A 22,697-nucleotide genomic window follows, 5' to 3' on the forward strand; every position below is an offset into this window, starting at 1 on the left:
CCTCGGCATCACAGCCGACTCCACGGCGCGGGGTCTGCTAACTCGGGCGGTGAGCGTGGAGGAGGTCGGCCACGGCTTCGGCGACCTGGTCGGCTCCTGCGAAGAAGGTGAAGGCGGGAGCCGGATTGGCCTCGAAGCAGAACCAGTCGCCTTCCGGGGTCATGCGCAGGTCGATGCCTGCGACGACCAGTCCCAGGGCGCGGGCCAGGGCCACGCAGCGTTCGGGGAGGTCGCCGGGCAACTCGACCGTGCTCTGCTTCAGAGCCGCGTCGCGAACTCGGTAGTCGACGGCGTCGGAGGTGAGCCGGACCGCGAAGGTCCGGTCGCCGACGACGTGGACGCGTACGTCTTCGCCCGGGATGTGGCGCTGGAAGAACGTGGGGCAGGTGGCCAGGCGGGCCATCCTGCCGGGGTCGTGGACGTCGGCGAGCGCGACGCGGGCGCGGATGCCGCTGCCGGGCTTCACCACGACCGCCCCGTGCTCGCCGACGAACTCGGCGAGGGCCTGGGCGTCGTCGGTGACCAGGCTGGGCGGCACCGCGAAACCGGCCGCCTCGACCAGCAGGCCCTGGCATGCCTTGGCCGCGTTGGTCGCCGACGCCGACGGGCGGTTGACCACCAGGGCGGGCGCGTGGTCGGCCCAGGCGCACAGGGCGGGTGCGGCGCGGCGGGCGTGCCGGGTCAGGGCCGTACGCGCCGGGGATCTGGTGACGGCGGGCAGCCGGGCCGCGTCGTAGGGGCGCAGGTACGCCGCCGTCACGCCGGCGAGGTTCCACGAGGCGCCCGCGGTGCGCACGGTGCCGGACGCCACGGTCATCGGGCGGCGCTGATCCAGGACGAGGGGGTCGGCGCCGCGTGCGTGCAGGGCCCTCAGGACCCGGGCGAAGGGGCGTTCTTCCGGATGTCCCCACAGCAGGATCATCGTGCCCCTTCCGCGATCAGGGCGTCGAGGGCGGCGGTGACCTGGCGGTCCGCGGCCTGCCACCAGGGCTCAACGCCGTGGACGGACCAGCCGTGGTCGGGTTCACGGGCCAGGCGCACACACAGGACCGTGGCGTCCAGGGCCTTGGCGAGGGTGCGAACCAGTTCTGCGGCGGCCGGGTCGGCGCCGCCGGGCAGGATCCGGTCGCCGACCAGGGTGAGGCGGGTCTCAGCCCTGGAGCGGGCCGCGACGGGCAGGCCCGCCTCCACCGCGGCCCAGCGGACGTCGCCCGGGTCCAGGCCGCGGCCGCACAGCGAACCGGGCACCGGACGGTTGACGACGAGCGCCGGGGCCTGGAGCCAGAGCGCCAGCAGAGCAGTCAGCTCGGCCGCGACGAAGCTCCGTTCGGGGCCGGCGATGTGCGGAAGGTCCCACGGGGTGACCGCGGGCAGGCACGCCAGCACGGCGGTGACGTCGCCGGCCGCCAGCGTCCCCCAGCGGGTGCCGAGGGTGGCGGCGGGCAGGTCGGCGGGGTCGCAGCGGGTGCCGGGGCCGGCGAGAGCGCGGGGGGTCAGGAGCCGCGCCCCGCCCAGCCCCCGCAGCAGGGGCCGGGCCGGGCGGCGGCCGCTCCCGGAGACGATGACGATCAACCGCTCTCGGGCCCGTCGTCGTAGAGGTGGCCGCCGACGTCGGGACGGTCGTCGGCGGAGATCCACGGGGTGGCGCCGGGCCCGTCGGCGGGAGCGCCGGATCCGGCGTCCTCGGTCAGCGGGAACTCGCGGTCCTTCTCCTTGAAGGCGACCTTGTCCGGGTCGATCTTCTCGATCTCGGGCTTCTCCGTCTCCTTGGGGTCCAGCACGCGGACCTCCTTGGTGATCGCCTGGGTCGCGCAGAGCACGAGGATCGTGTGCCGGCCGACCGGAAGGTTCAGCGAGACGCCCGGCGAGACGGTGGAGCCCTTGGGGACGGAGGTCGTGCCCCACACGGTGCCGTCGCCCAGCCGGACGGTGACCGGCACCGCGCGCGGCGCCGCGGCGTTCAGCACGGCCCGGATGGACGCCGCGTACCCCTGGACCCAGGTGGTCGGGAAGGCCGCGCCGTTGCCCTGGGTCACGTCGACCATGCCCGCGACGAGCACCGAGTAGGACGGCGACATGGCGCCGAAGGGCGTTGTCTGCGCCATCTGCATCCGCAGCTGGTAGGTGCCCGGGGCGTCGGGGTGGAGCTGCGCCCCGGCGCTGGTGGTCTCCCCCGGCCGCACCGGGTTGGTGCCCAGGGACATGTCGGTCGGGCTCAGCGGGTCGCCCGACGCGCCGTGCAGGTTGATCATCCGGTGGTTCATCTCCCAGTACCAGGGGGCGGTACCGGTGTTCTGGATGGTGAACCATACGTACGGGCTGTCCCCGGCGACGATCGTGCCGGGCGGCATGGACGCCGCGACCGTGGCCGACAGCTGGGTGGCGGTGACCTGCGCGACCGTGATCGTGCGGTCCGGGGTCGGCTGGCCCCAGGTCTCGGTGACGCCGCCCGGGATGCCGCCGACCATGGTCACCTTGCCCATCCGGAACGAGCCGGTGAGCGTGGCGGGGCTGGTCCCCCCGGCCGCCGGGAAGGTGATCGTCACCTCCTGGCCGGGCTGAACCACCGAGGGCACGGGGATGGCCGTCAGGCGCTCGGTGCTGTGGTTCGCCTTGATGTAGACGAGCTGGACGAACCCGCCCCCCGGTAGCAGGGCGTGCCCGGCCTCGGGCCGCCACGCGCTGTTGCCGGTGTTGCGGACCCGCACCGCCAGGGTCTCCACCTGGGAGGTGTACATGGTCTGCGGCACGCTGATCGACATCGCGGTGGCGTCGGAGAGCGGGGTGTCGATGTCGACCGCGCGGATCTTCCACTGCTGGTTGGGGAGCCCCTGGTACTCGGTGACCACCGTCCGCATGCCGTTCTCCATCCATTCTGGCCCGCCGTCGACGCTCAGGCACCGGGTGGTGCCCTTGAGGTAGATGACCACGTGGCCGTCGCCGGTGGAGACCGGCTGCCAGAGCTGGGTGGCGGCGGGCGCGCCCGGCTGCGGCGGGGCCTGGAACACCGCGGACAGGTCGGGCTTCTCCAGGGCGCCGGCGGTCAGCAGCAGCCCGCTGTTCCAGGCGGCGATGGTGAAGTAGGCGTGGTCGTGCCACCGGAACGCCCACTGCTGGTTGGTGCCGCCGTGCAGCGGCCAGGTGATGACCGGGACGTAGGGGTCGACGACGTGGGCGCCGCCGGTGACGTCGAGGCACTGGCCGCTGTGCCGGGCGGCCAAGGTGTAGCGCCGGTACCCGTCCTTGGGCTCGTAGGTGCTGGGGTTGGACGGGTCGAAGATCTTGATGTCCGGGATGCCCGTCTCGGGGAGGGTCAGCAGCGGGTCGCCGAGGTCGCCCGCGGTGGTGGTGGTCAGGGCGGGGCGGCCCTCGGCGTCGGTGACGACGCGGATCTGGCGGGCGTCGCCCTGCGGCATGCCGGCCGGGTGGCCGTTGAGGCGGGGCTGCATCCAGAAGTCGAACCGGCCGCTGCGGATCAGCTCCATGGTGTTCTGGGCGCTCAGCGACCAGGGCCGGCCGCCGTTGGAGCCGCCGATGCGCCTGATCGGGCTGCCCGGCACGATGCGGGGCACCTGGCTGACCGCCTCGACGTCCACGCGGACGGCGTACTGCTCCCAGCTCGCGTCGACCAGGCCGAGCCGCAGCCAGCCCTCCTCGACGCGGGGCGCCCGGACCGGCGGGCTGCCCTCGGCGGCGCCGGCGCCGCCGGGCGGCAGCACCGTCACCTCGTCCGCGGCCCAGGTGTAGGGGTCGGCGCGGTGCAGCCACGTCCAGGTGCCGTGCACGTCGGCGGGCAGCGGCAGCCGGCGGTGCTCGGCGTCGGCCAGGACCGGACCGTGCCGGAACGTCGGCGTCATCTTCGCCAGCGGCTCGGCCACCCAGGAGCGGCGCATGCCGACGGCCTTGGCGGGCAGCAGGCCGGTCCGCACGTGGACCTGGCAGTTGGGCGCCACCAGCAGCGTCAGCGGCACCGGGACGCCGGGCCGCACGATCAGCGGGTCGCCGGTGACGTACCGTTCGGCCAGCGGGTCGCCGGACTCGCGGGCGGCCTGCAGCACGGCCGGGTCGATGACCCGCAGGGTGCCGGGGTCGTCGCCGGCCAGGTAGCCGACCAGTCCGTCCTCGAACCGGTCCAGGGCGCCCAGCGCCACCTCGATCGGGATGCCGCCCAGGGCGGGGTCTGCGGCCGGGTCGTCGACCTCGACCAGCAGCTCGGCGCGCAGCACCGCGACGGGGTGGCCCAGCAGCATGGCGAGGTGCTCCTCGCCGGCCTCGCCGGTGAAGTCGATCGTCCACCAGGTCGTGTCGATGACCTTGAGCAGCGACGACAGCGCCGTCGGGTCGTAGGGGCCGCCGCGGCGGTCGGCCTCGACGACGCCGGAGGCCAGCCCGGCCAGGGCCGGGTGCCCGATCGCGTCGGCCGGGTCGGCGCCCAGCCGGCCGGGGCGGCCGGGCCGGGCGGGGTCGTCCTCCCAGACGGTCGCGCCGGTGCCGTCGGCGCGCAGCCGGCCAAGGCCGCCTCCGGCGGGATCGAAGAACTCCGCCGAGCCGTCCACGAAGTCGGGCATGAGGAACCCGGCGACGGGGCTGATGGCGTCGTCGGCCTCGACGGTGGAGCCGGCGGCGTCGGTGCGGCCGTCGGCCGCGACGTAGCGCAGGGTCACCCGGGCAGGGGCGGTGAAGCGCGGCGCCAGGACGAGGGTGCCCGGGTCGTCGTCGGCTGCGGCCGACGACGGGACGAGCGTCGGCGGTCCGGCGGAGCGGGCGCCCGAGGGCATCTCGACGACCTGGCCGTAGGTGTCCACCAGCCGCAGCCGGGTCAGCTTCGTCCGGCCCGCGCGCAGCGGTGGAGGCGGGGTGAGCAGCGGCGGGCGGGTGTCGCCGCCGACCAGGTCGCCCTGCCGCTCGCCGCGCAGCATGCTCATCAGGCCGTCCAGGCGGCCGCCGAGCAGGTCGAGCAGCTCGACGTCGGCGGGCGCGGCGGCGGGGCCGGCCAGGCCGGTGGCGACGGCCTTGCGCTGGGCGCGCAGGGTCGCGCCGGCCAGCACGGACGCGGGGCCGGCGGCCAGCGGCGCGCGGCCCTGGAACGTCCGGGCGGGCTCGGCCACCGCGGGCGGGGGCGCGCCTTCCAGGTCGGTGTCGCCGAGCCGCCAGCCGGTCGCGGCGAGCGGCTGGTAGCGCAGCTCCCAGTCGGCGTGCAGCGGGTTCCACGGGCGCGCGGGCGGAGTGACCGCGACCGGTGAGGGCAGCGCGCCGCCGTTGGCCGCCGGGGGCACCGAGGGGTCCCAGGTCGCCCACCAGTCGGTGCGGGCCAGGGCCGGGGACCGCTCGCCGCCGACGGGCAGCGGGGCCGAGCCGGGGTCCAGCGCGGCCAGCTCGACCAGCAGGTCCTGGCACAGCACGGGGACGCCGGTGCGCAGGACGCTCCCGTCCAGCCGCCCGGCGGGCGCGCCGCCGCTGCCGTCGGCGGCGGCGCCGAGGCTGGCGACCGTCTGGCCGCCGAGCCGGACGGTGAGCCGGGCGTCGCCCTCGAACCGGCCGTCGCCGCCGTGCTTGAAACTGCGGCCGCCGCCTTGGACGACCAGCACCGGGTCGGCCGCCTCGAACAGTCGGGGCCTGGCCCGCTCGACGCCGACGAACCGCCCGGCCACGGTGGTGCCCGCCGCGGCGGTTTCGGTTGCCGGCCGCGGGTCGGCCGCCTGCCAGATGGTCTCCTGGTGCGGGACGTCCGGGGCGGCGCCGAACCGCATCGCGTGCAGCGCGGCGGTCAGCCGCGACTCCCCGTCGGGGCTGGCGCCGCCGCCGGTGGCGCCGGCGGCCTCGCCGTCGGCTTGGGCGAGGAACGCGCGGACGGCGGTCAGCCGGGCGGCCCCGTCGCCGTCCTCGGCCGACAGCGCGGCCAGGGCGTCCACCAGGGACTCGGCCAGCGCCAGCCGGATCGCCTCCGGGTCGGGCCGGTAGTCGGTCTCGGCGGACAGGACGCCGCCCAGGTCGCCGTTCCAGCCGGTGCCGGGCCAGCCGATCGACACGGCGCTGCCGTGCAGCATGAGGCCGCTGGGCGTGGGCGCCAGCCCGTTGTACTGGTCGCCCGGCAGCCGCCAGCGCTGGTCGGCGAGGTGGTCGGTGAACGCCTTCCAGCCCGCGGGGCCGGCGCGGCGCAGGGGGTCGAGTTCGGGGTGGGCGTACCAGCCGCAGACCAGGTAGGCGACGGGCCCCTCGGCGTCGGTGAGGGGGTCGTGGAAACCGAGCCTGCCCTCGACGTTGTCGTAGTACGCCGCCCAGCCGAAGTCGCCGTGGCCGAGCGCGGTGAGCGGCTTGCCGGGCACCGCGCCGGGCGCGGGCGCGGTCCACTGCTCCAGCGGAGTCACCGTAGGCGGGGTGCCGGGCGCGGCCCCGGCGGCGTCCAGGATCCAGGCGCGGACGGCGCGGGGCCTCGGGCCCGCCTTGGCCGACAGCCTGGCCACCAGCCACCGCTCGGGCAGGGCGGGGAAGACCACCGGCCCCGGCTCGCCGCCGGTGGGCGGCGCCTGCTCGGCGTGGGTGAGCGCGTCGGGGACCGCCCAGTGCAGGTAGGCGCCGGTGGCGCGGGGCGCCGCCCGGTCGGTGAACGGGTCGGCCTGGAGCATCTGGACCGCGTCGCCGCCGGGGACGGGCTCGCGCATGGCGGTGTCGGCCCACTGCGCCGGGCCGTCGCCGGCGCGCAGGGCCAGCACGTCCAGCGCGACCGGGACCAGCAGCCATGAGGCGGCGTCGGGCGCGGCGGCCGTGGTGAGGACCGGCTGTGATTCGTCCACGTTCTCCCCCGGGGTGCGGCGTCCTGCGTTGCCGCTCATTCGAAGACCTGCCGGTACGGGCGGCTCAGCAGCGCGGCGGCGAGCGGTCCCGGGCCGGCCCTGCCGCCTCGGCCCGGCTGCCTGGCCACATCGGCGGCCAGCTTGACGATGTCGACGGTCTGGGGCGCGCGCATCTGGACCGGGACGTTCGCCCCGGTCGTGTTCGGCGCCGGCGGGACGACCAGCCCCCCGGTCTGGGGGTCGACGTGGAAGCCGTGGCCCAGTTCGCGGTGCGGTTCCTCGATCCAGACCGCGGACGGCACCTGCGGCCACAGCACCAGCAGCAGCGTGGGCGCCAGCGCCTCGAACCGCAGCGGCACGATCGGGTCGAGCCCCGCGGGCTTGGCGTCGCGCGGCGGCACCGGATCGGCGAACGCCAGGATCTGCGTGGTCGGCCACCGCGCCACCAGGGTGGAGCGCAGCAGCATGCCCGCCGCGGGCCCCGAGGCGGCGGCGGTGCGCATCCTGCGCCGGTAGAGCTCGGTGTGCCGGGCGGCGAGCGCGCTCGCCCGGCTGCCCGTCCCGCCGACGCTCAGCACGCCCTCGGTCAGCGCCTCCAGCCATTCGCCGTCCACGATGAAGAAGCGGACCGACTCCTCGGGCAGAAGGGCCGGATCTGGGACGATGTGGTCGAACGGGATGCCCATCAACCGGTGGTAGCGGTCGATGGCCTCGGTGACGGCCTGCGGCGGCTCGCTGGCGCTCGGCCCCTCGGCCGCCGCCATGCCCCGCTGGAGCGCCGCGCGCCCTGCCTCGCTCATGACCGTCCCTCCGCCTTGGTTCCGGCGTCCCGCGGGATCGCGCCGTTGGATGGGGCACCGTTGGCGCCGGGTGCCTCTGGCGGAGTCCCCTCGCGCCGGCCGTGCAGGCGGCGGACACCGTCGGGGACGCCCCACGGGTCGGTGGTCGCGCCCGACAGGCGCGCCACCGTCTCGGCCGCGACGTCGCCCGGGGTGGATCCGGCCGCGAACGCGGGCGGGCCCAGGCCCGACATCAGGTCGCGGCGGCGCCACTCGCTGAGCTCGCGGACCAGGGACCGGTCGGCGGCGGCCAGCAGCCGGCCGAGCGTGCGGGCGGTGGACAGGCTCACGTCCGTCTCACCCTCGGCCGCCGCGGCCGGCTCGTCGGCGACGCCCACGATCGGGCCCCGGTACAGGGCGACGCCCGGCGTCCCGTCCCGGCGGATGTGGTCCAGGCGGGTGGGGTGCCCGGCCGACAGGCCGAACGCGGCCGCGTTCTGCGCGACGCCCGCCGCGACCTTCTGGAAGGTGCCCGAACTCCCGGACTTGAACGTCCAGTCGTGCAGCACCGGCAGAGTGACGGTCACCGGGACGCTGCCGCGGTCCAGGACGGCACCGTGGTCGGCCAGCGAGACCAGGCACATGTTGTAGGCATGGTTGGCGACCGGGAGGCGGCCGGTCATCACGACCGCGACCCATCCGTCGTCGTCGCGGGCGGTGTCCGGGCCGCCGGGGGCGACCTGGCGGGCGTGGCACAGCAGCGGCACCTCGGCCCGCAGGGGCAGCGCGGCCCGAGCCACGTCCGCGCTCATCGACACCGTGGTGTAGCGGGTGCCGTCCGGGGCGGCCACGTTGCGAGTGATGGTGGCCTCGTTGACGTCCAGTAGCAGCAGTGCCAGCCACGGGGTGCTGGTGGAGGGGGCCACCGCCTTCTCCCAGGGCAGGGTGCGTCGGCGCAGCACCACGTGCCCCAGTGTGGTGGTGTAGGCCCCCGCCGAGTCGGGCGGCGGGTACACCGAAAGGACCTCGCTGGGGTCCAGCCGGTACTTCGCCCCGGCCACCTTGACCCACCGGTCCTCGGTGAACACCTCCAGCGACTGCGCGCCCGCGTGGTCGGCGGTGGCGCTGTGCTCGACGGTGGTGGTCACCCGGACCCGGTAGGTGTCGTCGCGCAGTCCGGGGGCGACTCCGTCGTAGAAGTCGATCCGCCCGGGTTCCAGTTCGGTCATTTCCGTCCCCCGTCGTTGTCGGCGGCGGCCCAGCGCGCCACGGCGGGCCCCGTCCCGGCCGCGGCGAGCGCCTGCCCTGCCGCCTCGTCCTCGCGTTGCGCGACCGCGTGCACCGCGACCGCGGACCAGCCGCCTGGCAGTTCCAGATCCACCTGCACCGGCGGGTCGGCGCCGTCCTCGCGGGACGGCACCTGGAGCAGCAGGCCCATCCCCGAGGCGGTGCGCAGGGCCTCGCCGCGGACGGTGCGGCCGTCGATGGTGACGGCGCCGTCCAGGTCGGCGGCGGCCCCGGCGGTGCCGTCGGCGCGCTCCACCAGGACCTGCACGACCGTGGTGGCCGCCGGCAGCAGCGTCCGGCAGCCGCCCCGGTTCCGCAGCAGGTCTCCGGCGCTGAGCAGGACGACCTGGTCGGGGGCGGCGGGCATCGGCACCGGGCCGTCCGGCAGCAGCGTGGCCCGCCCGGCGAGCGCCACACCCGGCAGCACCTGGACGACGGGCGTCCCGACGTGCCAGCCCGGGGCCCCGGCGGGCAGGCCCGCCACGTCGCCGACCATGACGTGCGAGGTGCCCTCCGGCGGGGTGAAGGCCTCGGCCGCGGCGTCCACGACACGGTCGGCCAGCACGTGCCCGGACCCGGACACGCACACCACCCGCGCCTGGCCGTGCTCGACGGCCAGCCCCGCGCTCTCCCCAGCGGAGACGCGCCACACGTACCCCGCCTCGGGGGCCAGCGTCACGGCGTCGCCGGTCGCGGCGAGCGCGGCCGAGGGGGCCGGTGCGGGCCTGGACACCCGGCGTCCGCCGGGGTGCACCACCCCGATCAGCCTCGGCCCCGTAGCGGCCGGCGTCCGGCGGGTCCGGGCGGGCGGCGCCGGTTCGGCGGCCAGGGCCGTGGCCGCGCGGGCACGCCCGGCGGGCGCCCCGAACGGCAGCGGGGTGCTGACGGCGGTGATCTCGGGCCGGACCGTCACCGGGGCGCCGGTGGCGGCGGTGATGAAGTCCAGGTCGACGCCGCCGAGCGCGGGCAGGCCGTCCACGTGCTGCGGCTGGTCACCGGGCGCGGGGGCGGGCTGCCACAGCGCGGCCTGGAAGCCGCCCTGCCGCGGCGTCACCACCATCGAGTTCGGCTGGGCGCCGGTCGATCCGGTGACCGCGACCTGGTGGGTGACGCGGAAGTACGGCAGGACCTTGTTCCCGCACGGTGTCGGGTGCAGCGGGGCGGGCCCGCCGACGGTGATGCCGGTGAGCGGGACCGGGGTCTCGCCGACCTTGGCGCGCGTCGCCGGAATGCGGCTCTCGGTGCGCAGCCGCGCCGCCGCCTGGATCGGCCACGGGTCGGCCTGCGACCCGTCGGCCGGGTTCGCGCCGGTCGCGGCCGGGCCGGTGTCGGCCGCGGCGCCCGCCGAGACCGCCACCACCGCCGGGCCGGTGGGCCCGGCCAGGTAGCGGCGGCTGAACGCCAGCCAGGTCAGGTACGCCGGCGGGGGCGGCGCCGGGTCGCCGATGTGCACCGTCACCGAGGCGACCGCCAGGTCGACCCGGGCGCGGCCGTGCAGCGGCGGCCCCTCGACCTGGAGCGACACGCCCAGGCTGACACTGACCCGGATCGTCACACAGGCGATGAAGCACACCCGCAGCCGGAACGTCGCGCCGACCTCCACGCCCATGTCGACGCGGTAGTAGAACGGATCCCAGCCGAGCAGGACGTCCAGCCACGCGGTGAACCACAGCCGGACGATGTCGGTGTCGTAGGCGGCCTCGATCCGGCCGCCGAACATCATGAACCCGGGCACGACGGCGAAGTACGCCTCGCCCTTGACCGAGACCTGCTTGGAGACCGCCCAGCGGATGCCGACGCGCGGCACCACCGGGAAGCCCTCGGGGTCGAACCACGGCGAGTAGCCGCCGATGGTCAGCACGAACCGGCGTTCGCGGAACCAGATGACGAACGCGAAGCCGCCGGTGAGCTGGCAGTCGCGCGACAGCAGCCAGGAGTTGTCGGTGAGCTGGGCGCGGATGGACAGGAGGCTCTCGGTGGAGTCGAACCGGGCGTTGACCGCGAGCTCGACGTTGGCGATGGCCGGCCCGGCCATCGGCAGCACCATGCGCGAGACGCCGAGCAGGCCGACCTGGAAGCCGCGGTCGAGGGCGGCGTAGGCGACCGCGCTGGTGTGCACCAGCTCGAAGCTGGAGAACCGCACCCCCGCCGCGACCCAGTGGCTGCCCCGGCGGGCCGGGGCGACCTTGCGCAGCGCGGCGAGCTGCGAGTCGGGGTCGCGGGGCTGCCCGACGCCGCCCTCCTGGACCGCCTGCACCAGCGGGAAGGACGCGGCGGCGATCGGGTCGGTGGGGACCACCAGCGCCCGGTTGTAGCCGACGCCGCCCGCCAGGCCCTCCACGAACAGGTAGGGCGGGCCACCCAGCGCGAACGGCAGCGCGACGAACACGAACAGCGAGGTGGCGCCGTCGGCGCCCTTGGAGTAGCCGCCGATCGCGGTGAAGCCGCGGCCCGCCACGTCCACCGACAGCTCGCCGGTGTACTCGGCGACGCCGTCGGCCACGGTCCGGGTGAGCCCGCCGGCGACCCGCACCGAGGGCAGGTCCAGCGAGACCGCCAGGCCGTCCAAGCCGATCTCCCACTCACCGGGCTCGGCCAGGTCGTCCAGGGGGACCAGCAGCCGCAGCCCGTCCGGTCTGATCGACATGCCGGCCAGGGCGAGGCTGCCGTCGAAGAACAGCGCGACGGCGTCGGGGTGGGCGGCGTGCTCGGGGCCGGTGAGCTTGCGGTGCGCGAGGCCGAGCTGGTCCAGGTGCAGCGGGCCGAACGACTTCTGCACCGGCAGCCAGCGCGGCTCGGCGGCGTCGGTGCCGTTCAGCGCGACCTGCGGCCCGGCCGGGCCGGTGGCGACCACCACGTCGATCGGCGGGTTGGCCGGGGTGCCGTCGCCACTGCCGGGCGCCAGGATCCCGCCCGCGACCGGGTCGCTCGCGGGGCCCGGCGCGGCCAGCAGCGGCAGGCCCAGCCCGCCGAGCACGGCCGCCGCCCCCAGCGAGCCCGGTGTGGTGGAGCGGCGCGGGGTCCCGCCGACCGGCAGCGCGACCTCGGCGCGGACGAAGCCGGACGCGTGGCCGAGGCGGACGCCGCCGGCGTCGATGACGGCGGCGCCGTCGCGGCGCCGCACGGTCGCGCCGACGCCGCCGAGCCGCAGTGCGGGAGCCAGGCCCGGCGCCGTCCCGGCGGTGTCCAGCAGCAGGAGCGTCACGCCGTTCTCGGCGGCCGGCCAGGCGATGCCCGTTCCGGCGGGCAGGCCCGCGTGCAGTCCGACCCGGTAATCCCCGGCGGTGATCTCGGCCTGGCCGGTGAGGCGCAGGCCCAGCAGGGTGCCGGAGCGGGCCAGCCCCAGTCCCAGGCCGCCCGGCAGCGGGACGGCGACGCCGTCCAACACGCCGAGCAGGTCCCGCAGCGCGGCCGCGGGGCCGGGCAGCGGCAGCAGCCGGTCCTGGTCGTCCACGACCTTGGCCGCGCGCAGCAGGTCCCGGGTGTTCTTGCCGGTGGGGCCGCCCCACAGGGGGCGCGACAGCCAGGTGTCGGCCGCCCGCATCATCAGCCGGGTCGCCAGCGGGACGACCCACGCCTGGGCGAGCCGGGCCGCGTCGGCGGCGGTGATCGCCGCCGGGACGGGGGCGAGCGCGACGACGACCTGGTCGTCGCCGAGCGGGCGCAGGGTGACGCGCAGCCGTCCGTCCGAGCCCGCCGACAGGTCCAGCCGGGGCGTCAGCACGATCCCGGCGCCGGTGTCCAGGCGGGTCGCGAGCCGGGCGGCGGCGGTGAAGGCCGTGCCGGAGCGGCCGACCGTCACGTCGGCGGTGACCCCGGCGCCGACCTGCCCGCCGGCGGGTGTCTGGAGGTTCAGGCCGGTCAGCCCGACCAGCAGGGCGGGCCGGGCCGAGGCGGGGACGGCGACGGCGTCGAGGACGAGGTTCCCGCCCCGGACCGGGGTGGACACCCGCAGCGCGCCGGGCGCGGGCGAGGAGACGATGCCTCCGAGCAGCCGGCCCAGCAGTGTGGCGGTGGCGCTCACCCCGGCGGCGGTGATGCCGTCCGGGGAACCCGGCGCCGCCCGGACCAGCCGGGCGAGCCGGTCGCCCCGGGCGGCGAAGCCGTGGCCGGGCCCCGCGGCGGGGTCGTAGACGCCCAGTGCCGCGGCGACGGCGAGGGCGTCCGACAGCAGTGGGGAGGGCGCGGGCGACGCCGCCGCGGCGGTCAGGCCGTCCAGCACCTCGGGCAGCAGGCGCGCGGCCTGCGCCGCGACGAGCTCCGCGACCCCCTTGACGGCGGGCAGAAGGTGGACGGTGGTCTCCGCCCCGGAGAGGGTGAAGGCCAGCACCGGGCCGTCGGGGCCCTGCCCGGCGATGACGCGGACGCTCCCCCAGCTGCCCGGCAGCGGCAGGTCCACCTCCAGGGTGCCGCCGACGGCGGCGTGCCGGCCGGCGAGGGTGACCGCCGCCGACAGCGCCAGGGTGATCCCACTGATCGCGACGGGTGAGTTGGTGGCCAGGGAGAGCCTGGTCCCGCCTGCCGGGGCCGCGTCGGCCCGCACGATCAGGTTGCCGGGCAGCACCAGCGGCCGGGCCGCGTCGCGGGTCAGGCCGGCGGCGTCGGCGAGATCGGCCAGGACCCTGTTCAGCGCCGCCGGGTCGGGCGTTCCCGCTCCGGCGCCGCCCAGCAGGTTGTCCAGCAGCCAGCCCGCCGGGTCGTGCAGCAGCCGCGACAGCGCGGCGGCCGGGCCGAACCCGCCGATGACCCGTTCGAGCAGGCCGGTCAGGCAGACGTCGGCGATCAGGCGCGGCACCACCGGGGCCAGCGCGGCGCGCAGCTCGGCGGGCCCGGCGTCCAGCGGCAGCGGCGCGTCCAGCCACGGCGCGTGCAGCCGGGGCGCGCCGGTCGGCCCCCGGTCCAGCCCGAGGCCGGCCAGGGACAGCGCGCAGTCCGCGGTCGCCGCGCCGCCGAGCTCGACCTCGCCGTCGCCGCGGAACCGGCCACCGGCCGCGGTGGTCTGCCCGGCGCCGGTGGTGCGGACCGCTACCCGCCACGGGTCCGGGGCGACGACCAGCTCGACCGGCAGGTCCGGGGAGCGCCAGCGCCACGGCCCGGCCCCGGCCGCCGCGCCGGCGTCGCGGACCAGGCCGTACAGGCCGGTACCGCGGTCCAGCAGCGGGACCAGCCGGGGCCCCAGGTAGGCGCCGGGGTCGGCGGCCAGCGCGGCGAACGCGTCGGCGATCCAGACCTTGCCCGACCCGTCGGTGCCGGTCAGGCCCAAGTCGGTGAGCAGGTTCAGGAACGCGGCCAGCTCGCCGCCGGCCGGGTCCTCCCGGCCGAGCGCGTCGATGAGGCGGGCCAGCAGCGGCGCGGCGCGCGGGTCGTCCAGGCCCGCGGCGTGCGACCAGCGGCCGCCGAGGGCGGCGTCGCGGAGCACGACGTCCAGAACCGGCGCGCCGAAGTCGCCGGGCACCGTGACGGTGGCCTCCAGGGTCCCGATCCGCGCCCCCGTCTCGGGGACGGCGCCGGTCTCGGTGTCCAGCAGCGGCCCGCCGACGCGGACCAGCCGGACCCGGGCGACCAAGCCGGCCCGCGGCGCCGGCGGCTCGGGCGCGCCGACCACGACCGGGACTCGGCCCAGGTCCAGCCGCACGTCGGTCTCGACGGAGACCGCGCCGGCCGGCCCGGCGGGCTTGGGCAGCCCGATCCGCACCCCGTGGGCCAGGTGGGTGACCTGCTCACCGGGGGCGCCGGCGGCCGCGGCGCCCGCGACCAGGGCGGCCAGCCGCGTCGCCAGCGTGCCGCCGGGCAGCTCACCGGTGATGGCCAGGACGGGGATGCCGCGCACGTCCGGCGGTGTCGCCGGAACCGCGGCGAACCGGGCGGCGGGCAGCAGCCCTGGCCCCTCCACCGCGGCGGTCGTGGCGGGCAGTTCCCGCCCGTACGGATCGAGGTCGTCCTGCGTGGGCGCCAGGAACACGAGCATGTCGTCCGCGCCGTCGGCGCCCAGGCCGTACGGCGCGACCCCGCGGACGAGCCGGGCGGCGTTGCGCACGCCGGGGCCGGTCAGCGCGCTGACGTCCACCGGCTTCAGCGGCGTGCCGAGCGTGACCAGCCCGAGTACCGAGGTCGCCGGCTCGGCGGCCAGGTCGGCGACCAGTCTGCGGGCGGCCACGCCCGCGACCGAGTGGGCGACCAGCACCGTGCGCCCGCCGGGCCGCGCGACGGCGATCCGGTCCAGGACGCGGCGCAGCTGCGCGGCCTGGTGGACGGCGGTGTGCTCCGCCTTCTCCCCCAGCCGCACGACGTAGACCGGCGCCGCGCCGATGGTGCTCAGGTCGGCGTGCAGCGGATCGGGGGCGCCGCGCAGGTCGACGGTCGCGACCGCGGCGGACGCGGGCAGCGGCCCGCCGGGCGCGGTGGCCGCGGCGACCAGGCCGGACCAGCAGTCGTCTCCGGCGAACGAGGGGGCGACCAGCACGACCGACCAGGGCACGGTGCCCAGGCCGGCGGTCAGCGAGCGCACCGTGCCGAGCGCGGCCCGGACGGCGTCGCGGGACCGGGGCAGCATGTGGTGCGCCGCGGTGACGGGCGTCGCCACCTCGGCGGAACCGGGGCCGCGCCCGGCCGCGTCCGCCGGGACGACGCCGTCGCCCTCGGCGAACAGGTCCCGCAGCAGCCGCAGCGACCCGAGGGCGTCGGTACCCGAGCCGAGCGCCGCGGTGGCCTCGCCGACGAACGGCCCGAGGTCGGCGGCGAGGTCGGCCACGTAGTCCAGGTCGGTGGTGTCGAGCGTCTCGCTCTCCAGTCGCGCGGTCACCGCCTCGGCCCATTCCGGGGGCGGTCCGCCGGGCAGCGTCCAGGTGAGCAGTTCGGCGGCGGGCCGGTCGTGCGGCTGGAGTGGCACGGTCCAGGGGGCGGCGGCGGTGCCGTGGCCCGCCGGGGCGGGGCCCGCCGCGCCGATGTCCTCGAACAGGCCCACCCGGTCGGTGAGGAAAGCCTGCAACGGCCACCGAGCCTCGGACAGGTAGGGCAGGCCCGCGGTGGTGACGCCCGCCTGCGCGGAGACCAGGGCGGCGGCCCAGGAGCGCAGCGCTTCCAGCGGCCGCTCCAGCAGGGAGCCGGCATCGCCGGGGTCGGGCGGCTCGATCGCGGGGGCGCCCTCAGGCAGCCGCGCCGAGCGGCCCATGCCCAGGATCGACGGCAGCAGCCCTGCGCCCGGGCCGCCCCAGGAGGCGGCCGCGCGGGCGACGACGGCGCGCAGCACGTCCACCGCCTGGGCGGGGCTGATGGCCAGGCCGAACGTGCCGCTGGAGGCGTCGGCGCCGGCCGGCAGCCGCAGCGTGCCCAGGGCGAGCTGCTCGCCCGCGACGGTCAGCCGCACGTCCTCCAGGGTCACCTGCGCGGTGAGCGGCCTGCCTGGCGCCCAGGCGGCGAAGGCGCGCAGGTCGCCGGTGGCCAGGCCGAGGTCGCCGTCCAGCTCCTCGCCGGGCGGGGTGACGGCCAGGTCGGCGCGGACGCCGCCCAGCCAGCGGACGCCACCGCCCCCGGGCGCCAGGTCGGCGGCCAGCAGCGCGGCCTGCGCCGACACCGCCCAGGCGGTGTCGGCCTGCGCGGCGGACGCGACGCGCAGCCGCAGCCCCAGGTGCAGGCGGGGCGCGCCGGCGGTCCCCTCGTCCCACAGGGCGAGGGCGAAGCCGCCGGTCGCGGCGGTGTTGCCGGGCCACCAGCCGAGCGGCAGGACCCAGGGGTCGGCGGCGGTGCCGGCGCCGCTCACCGGTGCCAGATCGCCGGGGCGGCCCGAGCCGAGCAGCCCGCCGATCGCGGCGAGCAGGCGGCGCCAGCCGTCGGCGGTCTGCCGCAGCTCCCGGTAGTAGGCGGCCAGCGCGCGGGTCGGCGCGGTGGCCAGGCCGCCGATGTCGGTGCCGGGGGTCATGGCCAGGCCCAGCAGCGTCCGGACCGCGCCGGCGAACGGCCCGGCGGCGCCGAGGCCCTCCTCCACCGCGTCCTCCAGCGCGGCGGCCGCGGTGCTGCCGAGCGAGGACGCGTCGGTCAGGTCCAGGCGGGGGAACACGTGGTCGGGGGTGACGACGTCTCGCAACTCCAGCACGGGGCCGAGCCCGGAGGCGTCGTAGCGCAGCCCGGCCCGCAACGAGCCCACCCCGAACCCGTGGGTCGCGGGGCCGGCGGGGATGAGCGGGCCTTCTGTCACTGCGCGGCGGACGGTCACCTCGGCGCGCTCGGCGAGCACGGCGGGGCCGGTGCCGTGGAGCGGCAGCGCCAGCAGGATGCCCTCGCCGGAGACGACCGCGCCGGCCGCCGCGACGGCGAACTCGGCGGCCAGCGCGACGACCAGCACCGGGGTGCCGCTGTCGGGCGCGGGCCGCAGCCACACCCGGGCTGACACCGCCGGGCCGGGGCCCGGCGGTGTCAGCCGCAGCACAGCGGGCTCCTCCTCGGTGGGAGCGCCCGCGGCGGGCGCGGACATCGGCAGGTCGCCCAGCAGCCCCGCGATGTGCCGCAGCCAGGCCACCAGCGCCGACCGGCCGTCGGCCTGGGTCGAGCCGGCCAGCCCGGCCAGCCAGCCGCGCATCGCGGCCGGGTCGTGGACCAGGCCGGCCAGCGGCAGCGCCGGCAGCCCGTCGGACAGGCCGAGCAGCCCGGTCAGGTGGCCGGCCAGGGCGCGCACCTGCGCCGGCTGTTCGGCCGCCGACAGCAGCGCGTCGACCAGGGCGGCGGCGAGCTGCGCCAGGCCCACCGGCACGGCGATCGGATCCAGTTCCAGCGGCGGCAGGGTCGAGGCGGGCCCGGGTCGGTACCGGACCCGGAACCGGGCCGCGGCGCCGCCGGGACCGGTCCCGGCCATCGACAGCGACGCGGTCAGCCGGGCGCCATCGCCGGGCAGCCGCACGGTGGCGGTCAGCTCGACCGGGTGGGCGGCCTCGCCGGTCACGACCGCGAGCACGCCGTCGCGGACGGCCACGAGCGGCACGGTCGCGGTGACGCGGGGCGCGGTGGGACCGGGCTGGGCGACGGCCCGCAGGTCCAGCAGGATCTGCGCGGCGGCGCCGGTGCCGGTGCGGGTCACGCCGAGGTAGAGGCCGCCGATGTCGGTGGGTTCCACCAGCGGGTGCAGCCGGGTCTCCTCCTCCAGCGCGGCGTGCGGCAGCAGGAGATCGAGGGCCTCCAGCGCGGCGTCGCGCTGGTCGGGGTCGGCCAGCACCCGCGCGACGTGCTCGGCGGGCGAGGCGAAGAACGCGGTGTTGAGGGACAGGTCGCCGGAGGGGCCGTCGAACAGGCCGATGGCCCGGCCGAGGGCGCTGACCTCGGCCGTCATGGTGTCGGGGATCATGGCGCGGGCCACCCCGTGAAGCTGCCGGGAGTGGCGTTCAGGCCGGGATCCCTGGCCGGTTTGTCGCTGGTCGCCGGGATCACGGGCTTGTCGTGAAGAGCGACGATGTTGTGGTCCCGGGAGTCCTTGTTCTTCTTGTACACCCGCCGGGCGAGCAGGAAGTTGACCGCCATCCGCATCAGGAAGTGGTCGTCGGCCTCGGTGCCGACCAGCGTGTACGGCTTGCGGGCGTAGGTGTTGCGGAACGCCGTGTCGAGGTCGGCGGCCACCAGTCCGGGGACGTTGATGTGCGCGTCGATCACGGCGGCCGCGAAGAACTGCGAGGAGACGAGCCGGCGGAACGGGTACTGCTTGCCGCCGGGGGCATCGGTGGTCGGATACATGCCGTTCACCTGGTTCCACAGGCGCTGGAACCGGAAAACGGCGGTCTGGAGCTGCGCGGTGCACAGCTCCCGCGAGGTCTGGGAGGCGAGGCGGGAGATGCCGCCCCACAGCGGGTCGAAGATCACCTGCTTGGCCGCGTTCTCCACGCCGCCGAACAGCGCCCAGCGGTGCGCGGTGCCCGACCTGATCGGCTGGGGCGTCTCGACTGGGCCGCCAGGGGCGCTGTACTTGAGCCACACCAGCTTGACCCGGCTCGGGACGCCGTCATCGGGGGGCCCGGTGCCGGCGTCGCCCCAGTCGCCGGCCGGCCTCGAGGCGTACGCGCTGCGCCAGGTCTCGGGGGTGTCGGGCCGGGACCGCGGGCGCAGGTAGGGGTTGGCCTCGTCGATCTTGTCGGGTGTCGGCTCGGTGGTGTCGGCGAGGCCCCACACCCGCAGCTGCATCCCGCGGATGCCGAAGAACAGGTCGAAGTGGTCCGGCGCCATCCGCATGAACTGGTACAGCACGACGGTCAGCTCGTCGTCGGCGGCGATCGTCCACTGCTGGACGCCGATCGACACGATGCCCCCGTCGGCCAGCCGCAGGCCGTCCAGCTTCCCCTCGTTGGGGGCGATCTTCTTGACCAGGTCCCAGCACTGCAGCAGCGTGGAGGTGGGGGCCGGGCCGAGGAACGCGGGAGCGTCCCCGACGAAGTCCGCCAGGTCCATGCCGCCCAGCGCCGCCGGGCCGTAGTACTTCCCGGTGTTATCGCGGACGCCGGCCGCCATGAGACGGCCGTAGACCACGGTGAGGTAGACGTCCTTGCCGTTCGGGCTCTTGCGCAGAAGCTGGGCGGGCGCGAGGAACAGGTCCACCGGGGGCACCGACGGGCCGCGCTCGGTCGGCGAGTACCAGGCGGCCGTCCCATTGGCGGCCAGGCCGAGCGCTCCGGCGAGCAGGGCGCGCGCGCCGGCCACCGCGGGCTTGTCGGCCGCCGGAACGCCGTCGCCCTTGCGGCGCAGCGCGTCCCAGAGGCGGCGGAACAGCGCGTTGCCGCCCATCGTCCAGCCGGTGACCGCGGCCTGGTGCTCGGAGAAGCCGGACAGGACGGCCAGGGTCACGGCCAGTTCGAGCTCGGGCCGGTCGCGGCGGAGCTGCCGCATCAACTCGATCTGGTAGAAGATCCCCTCGAACGGGTTGACGAGCACTCCGGCACGGACCTCGGCACCGAGCGCGGCGACCTCCTCGGGCTCGGCGACCGGCTTGGTCAGCGTGCCCAGCCGCGTCGCCACCTCGGCCTTGAGCTCCAGCGGGCGGTGGCCGGCATCGGTCGTCGCCGGCAGCGGCTCGACGGGCAGCCGCACCGTCACCTGGAGCCCCGCCTCCTCCTCCTCGGGCCTGATCAGCCGGGCCCATTCGCGCATCTGCGCGCGCCCGACCTTCCAGGTCGGGGCCGCGGGCGGGACGATCTCCACCTCGATCGGCAGGATCACCCGGCGGCCGACCTTCCACTCGGTCGGGCGGAGCGGGGGGATGTTCAGGCCGAGATAGACCGCCAGGGCCTTCTCCAGCTCGTTCTGGGTGAGCTTGAGGTCGGGGGCGTCCTTGGGCGCGTCCTCGGGGTCCAGCGCACCCTTGTTGATGATCGGCTCGATCACCGCCGCGAGCCCGCGCAGGTCGGCGCCCAGGCCGAGGAAGGCCGACAGCCGGCGGGGCCCGGCGGCCTCCGCCGCCGGGTCGCCGGTGGTCGCCGCCAGCGTGCCGTTGACCACCGCGGGCCACGCGGCCTCGGCGAGCTTTCCGCCGTCGGGCTGGGTGACACTCCACAGCGTCACGTTGGACTCCACCTTGCTGGGCGGAGGCGGCGGCGCGGGCGGGGCCGGCGGCTTGGCCGCCACGGCCTTCTTCACACTGCTCAGGGCCGGCTTCGCGGCGGCCGCGGCAGTCACGCCGCCTCCCGCGCGAAGGTGCGCACGGAGCGATTCAGGGCAGGCTGACGCGGAGCATGTCCGATCACGTGTTTCCCCCACATGGCTGACCGAAGGCCCCCGTGATCCCATCGGCGGGCCGAGCGGGTTGATCAAAACATAGCTTTCCGCTTTGTACAACCAGTCCTTAGATGTCCCGATTCAGGAACATCCCGGGACCGGCATCAAGAGCAGCCGGGACCCGCATTGACACGTCACTCTTCGGCCAGGTACGGCCAATCTTGTCCCGGCCCCTGGAATTTATCCAGGACAGTCGGGACACCGGCCCCAGAACGTCTGGGACACCTGGTCCGGGACGCCTCACCAGGACCGTCTGAGGCGCACCGCAGGGCGGTGGGACGGATTTTACTTTCCGCCGTTCCCCGGGCATTCCCACTCCGGGGAATGCCCGGGGAACAATCACTCTTCGGCGGCCGCTTATTCGGCGGGAGAGGATTCTCGGGTCGCCAGGCCCCGGCGATCGCGGGAGAGCCTTGCAATCCGGGCCAGTGCGTTATCACTACGTCCCGGTCGGCGATGCAGGTCACCGCCGCCCGAACGCCAATCGTCAGGACGGTCCCGGTCAGCTCGTATTCGACGACGATGGCCGCGGGGCCGCCTGCTCATCACCGGCCCGCGCGGCCCCGCGAGGTGCGTGAGGCCCACGCACCCCCCATAGGCTCCTCGGGCAAAGATGGAATCTAAGGACTTCGTACCGGTCCGGGCGCGGGCCACCGGTGCGTGGCGGATCGGGCGCGATCTGTGAGGGCGGCGCGCCGGTGTTTGAATCTGGGGAGACAAGCCTGCGGCGCGGCGCGGGCCCCTGCGTGGGCGGCGGGCGCATCGGGCTACCCGCAGTCGCGCGTGGTGTTCGTGGCGTTTGCGGAGGATGAGTCTGCGTTCGGCGGTTCGGCTATCGCGGTTGACGGCGTTCGGGGAGGGGCTGGGGTCGCCATGCTGTCGCGACCATGGCGAGCAGGAGCCCGACGAGGGTCAGCCAGTAGCCGGTGTCCTGCCCGTTCGAGGGCGGGTTGGTCAGCGGGGAGGCCGCGCCCGGCAGGACGTAGATGGCCGCGGCCAGCGCCCAGCGTGGGCTGCGGGCTATCGCGGTGGCCAGCACCCCGGCGAGCAGAAGGGCGCCCTCTGTGCCTGCCCTGACCAGTTGCCAGGTCTCGCCGTACTCGTGATTCCCGGGCATGTAGGTGAGCGCGAACGAGGCCGCCGGGATGAAGAGCCACCACAACGGCCGCGCACGCAGACGCCGCGGCCCGGCCGGTCGGCTGGCCGCAAGCGCTACGGCCCCGATCGTCAGCACGCCGTAGGGGGCCAGTGAGACCCAGTCGTGGTTAGCCGGCCCGAGGATCTGCGACGGTGAGGATGTCGCCTGAGTCCCCAGCAGCATGGCTCGGCCGGTCGAGAGCGCTACGAGCAGGGCGAGGGGCAGGGTCGCCATTGCCCAGCCGCGCAGCAACGCCGCCACCAGCGCCGCCGAAACGGCCAGCCACCAGGGGGACGAATGGTCGGCGATGCCGTAGGCCATGTTCGCCAGTGCCAGCGTCAGCAAGCCGAGTTGCAGCCCATCGGCCCACCACGGCGCGGCGGTGGCCGCACGGGCCCGAGCGGCGAAGCCCGCGGTGAGGAGCCCGGCCGTCTCCCGCAGCGAGGGAGCACGGCGTGGGGTGCCGTTCAGCAGTGTGCCGATGACCTCGGCGCCGTACTCGGCGCGGTGACCGGGCGGGAACGCTCGCAAGAACAGCCGGTACCAGCGTTCGGTGAATGCTCCGCTCATGTTCCGGCGTCTCCCGTCGCCGGGATGGTGCGGCCTGTGACGACCCGGGCGGCCTGCTCCAGCCGAAGAGCCTCACGGGTGACGGCCACGCGGCCGTCCTCGGTCAGCCGGTAGTAACGACGCGGACGGCCCTGGACGGTCTCTTCGCGATCCACGACGATCAGCCCGTCGCTCGCCAGCCGGTCCAGGGCTCCGTAGAGGGTACCGACGGCCAGCCGGATTCTCCCGCCCGACTGCTCCTGCGTCCTCTTGATGATCCCGTAGCCGTGTACGGGCCCGTCCAGCAGCGCGGCCAGCACGAAGTACGTGGGCTCGCTCATCACCGCGGTTCTTTTGACCATACGGGAGACGATATATCAGCTGACGAAGTATTGCGAGCGAGTC

General features: G+C 76.1%; 9 protein-coding genes. All 9 read right to left on the minus strand.

Features of this window, described 5'->3' with window-relative positions; genetic code table 11:
• Positions 1 to 37 precede the first annotated feature (37 nt).
• Positions 38 to 922 carry an ATP-grasp domain-containing protein gene (locus BKA00_RS12580; protein ID WP_185025074.1) on the minus strand — a complete coding sequence of 295 codons (885 nt, stop codon included), beginning with the start codon at positions 920 to 922 and terminating at the stop codon, positions 38 to 40.
• Entirely contained in the window at positions 919 to 1,572 is a 654-nt protein-coding gene (locus tag BKA00_RS12585; RefSeq protein WP_185025075.1) for a hypothetical protein, read from the minus strand. Before BKA00_RS12585 ends, BKA00_RS12580 begins: the two co-directional genes overlap by 4 nt.
• Positions 1,569 to 6,833 (minus strand): RICIN domain-containing protein, encoded by a 5,265-nt coding sequence (locus BKA00_RS12590; protein ID WP_185025076.1) that lies wholly within the window; start codon positions 6,831 to 6,833, stop codon positions 1,569 to 1,571. The genes BKA00_RS12585 and BKA00_RS12590 overlap by 4 nt, the downstream gene beginning before the upstream one ends.
• The gene (locus tag BKA00_RS12595) at positions 6,830 to 7,594 is read right to left on the minus strand and encodes a hypothetical protein (RefSeq protein ID WP_185025077.1); all 765 of its coding nucleotides are present in this window, start codon (positions 7,592 to 7,594) and stop codon (positions 6,830 to 6,832) included. The genes BKA00_RS12590 and BKA00_RS12595 overlap by 4 nt, the downstream gene beginning before the upstream one ends.
• Positions 7,591 to 8,802: a hypothetical protein gene (locus BKA00_RS12600; protein ID WP_185025078.1), complete on the minus strand. Its 1,212-nt coding sequence runs from the start codon at positions 8,800 to 8,802 to the stop codon at positions 7,591 to 7,593. Before BKA00_RS12600 ends, BKA00_RS12595 begins: the two co-directional genes overlap by 4 nt.
• Positions 8,799 to 18,194: a DUF6603 domain-containing protein gene (locus BKA00_RS12605; protein ID WP_185025079.1), complete on the minus strand. Its 9,396-nt coding sequence runs from the start codon at positions 18,192 to 18,194 to the stop codon at positions 8,799 to 8,801. Before BKA00_RS12605 ends, BKA00_RS12600 begins: the two co-directional genes overlap by 4 nt.
• On the minus strand, positions 18,191 to 20,506 hold the full coding sequence (locus BKA00_RS12610; protein ID WP_185025080.1) for a hypothetical protein: 2,316 nt from the start codon (positions 20,504 to 20,506) through the stop codon (positions 18,191 to 18,193). The genes BKA00_RS12605 and BKA00_RS12610 overlap by 4 nt, the downstream gene beginning before the upstream one ends.
• A 931-nt stretch (positions 20,507 to 21,437) precedes the next feature.
• Positions 21,438 to 22,313 (minus strand): hypothetical protein, encoded by an 876-nt coding sequence (locus tag BKA00_RS12615; RefSeq protein WP_185025081.1) that lies wholly within the window; start codon positions 22,311 to 22,313, stop codon positions 21,438 to 21,440.
• Positions 22,310 to 22,654, minus strand: coding sequence for a PadR family transcriptional regulator (locus tag BKA00_RS12620; RefSeq protein ID WP_230298997.1), 345 nt, complete (start codon positions 22,652 to 22,654; stop codon positions 22,310 to 22,312). The genes BKA00_RS12615 and BKA00_RS12620 overlap by 4 nt, the downstream gene beginning before the upstream one ends.
• Between the last annotated feature and the right edge of the window lie 43 nt (positions 22,655 to 22,697).

This window comes from Actinomadura coerulea (assembly GCF_014208105.1).
Lineage (GTDB): Bacteria > Actinomycetota > Actinomycetes > Streptosporangiales > Streptosporangiaceae > Spirillospora > Spirillospora coerulea.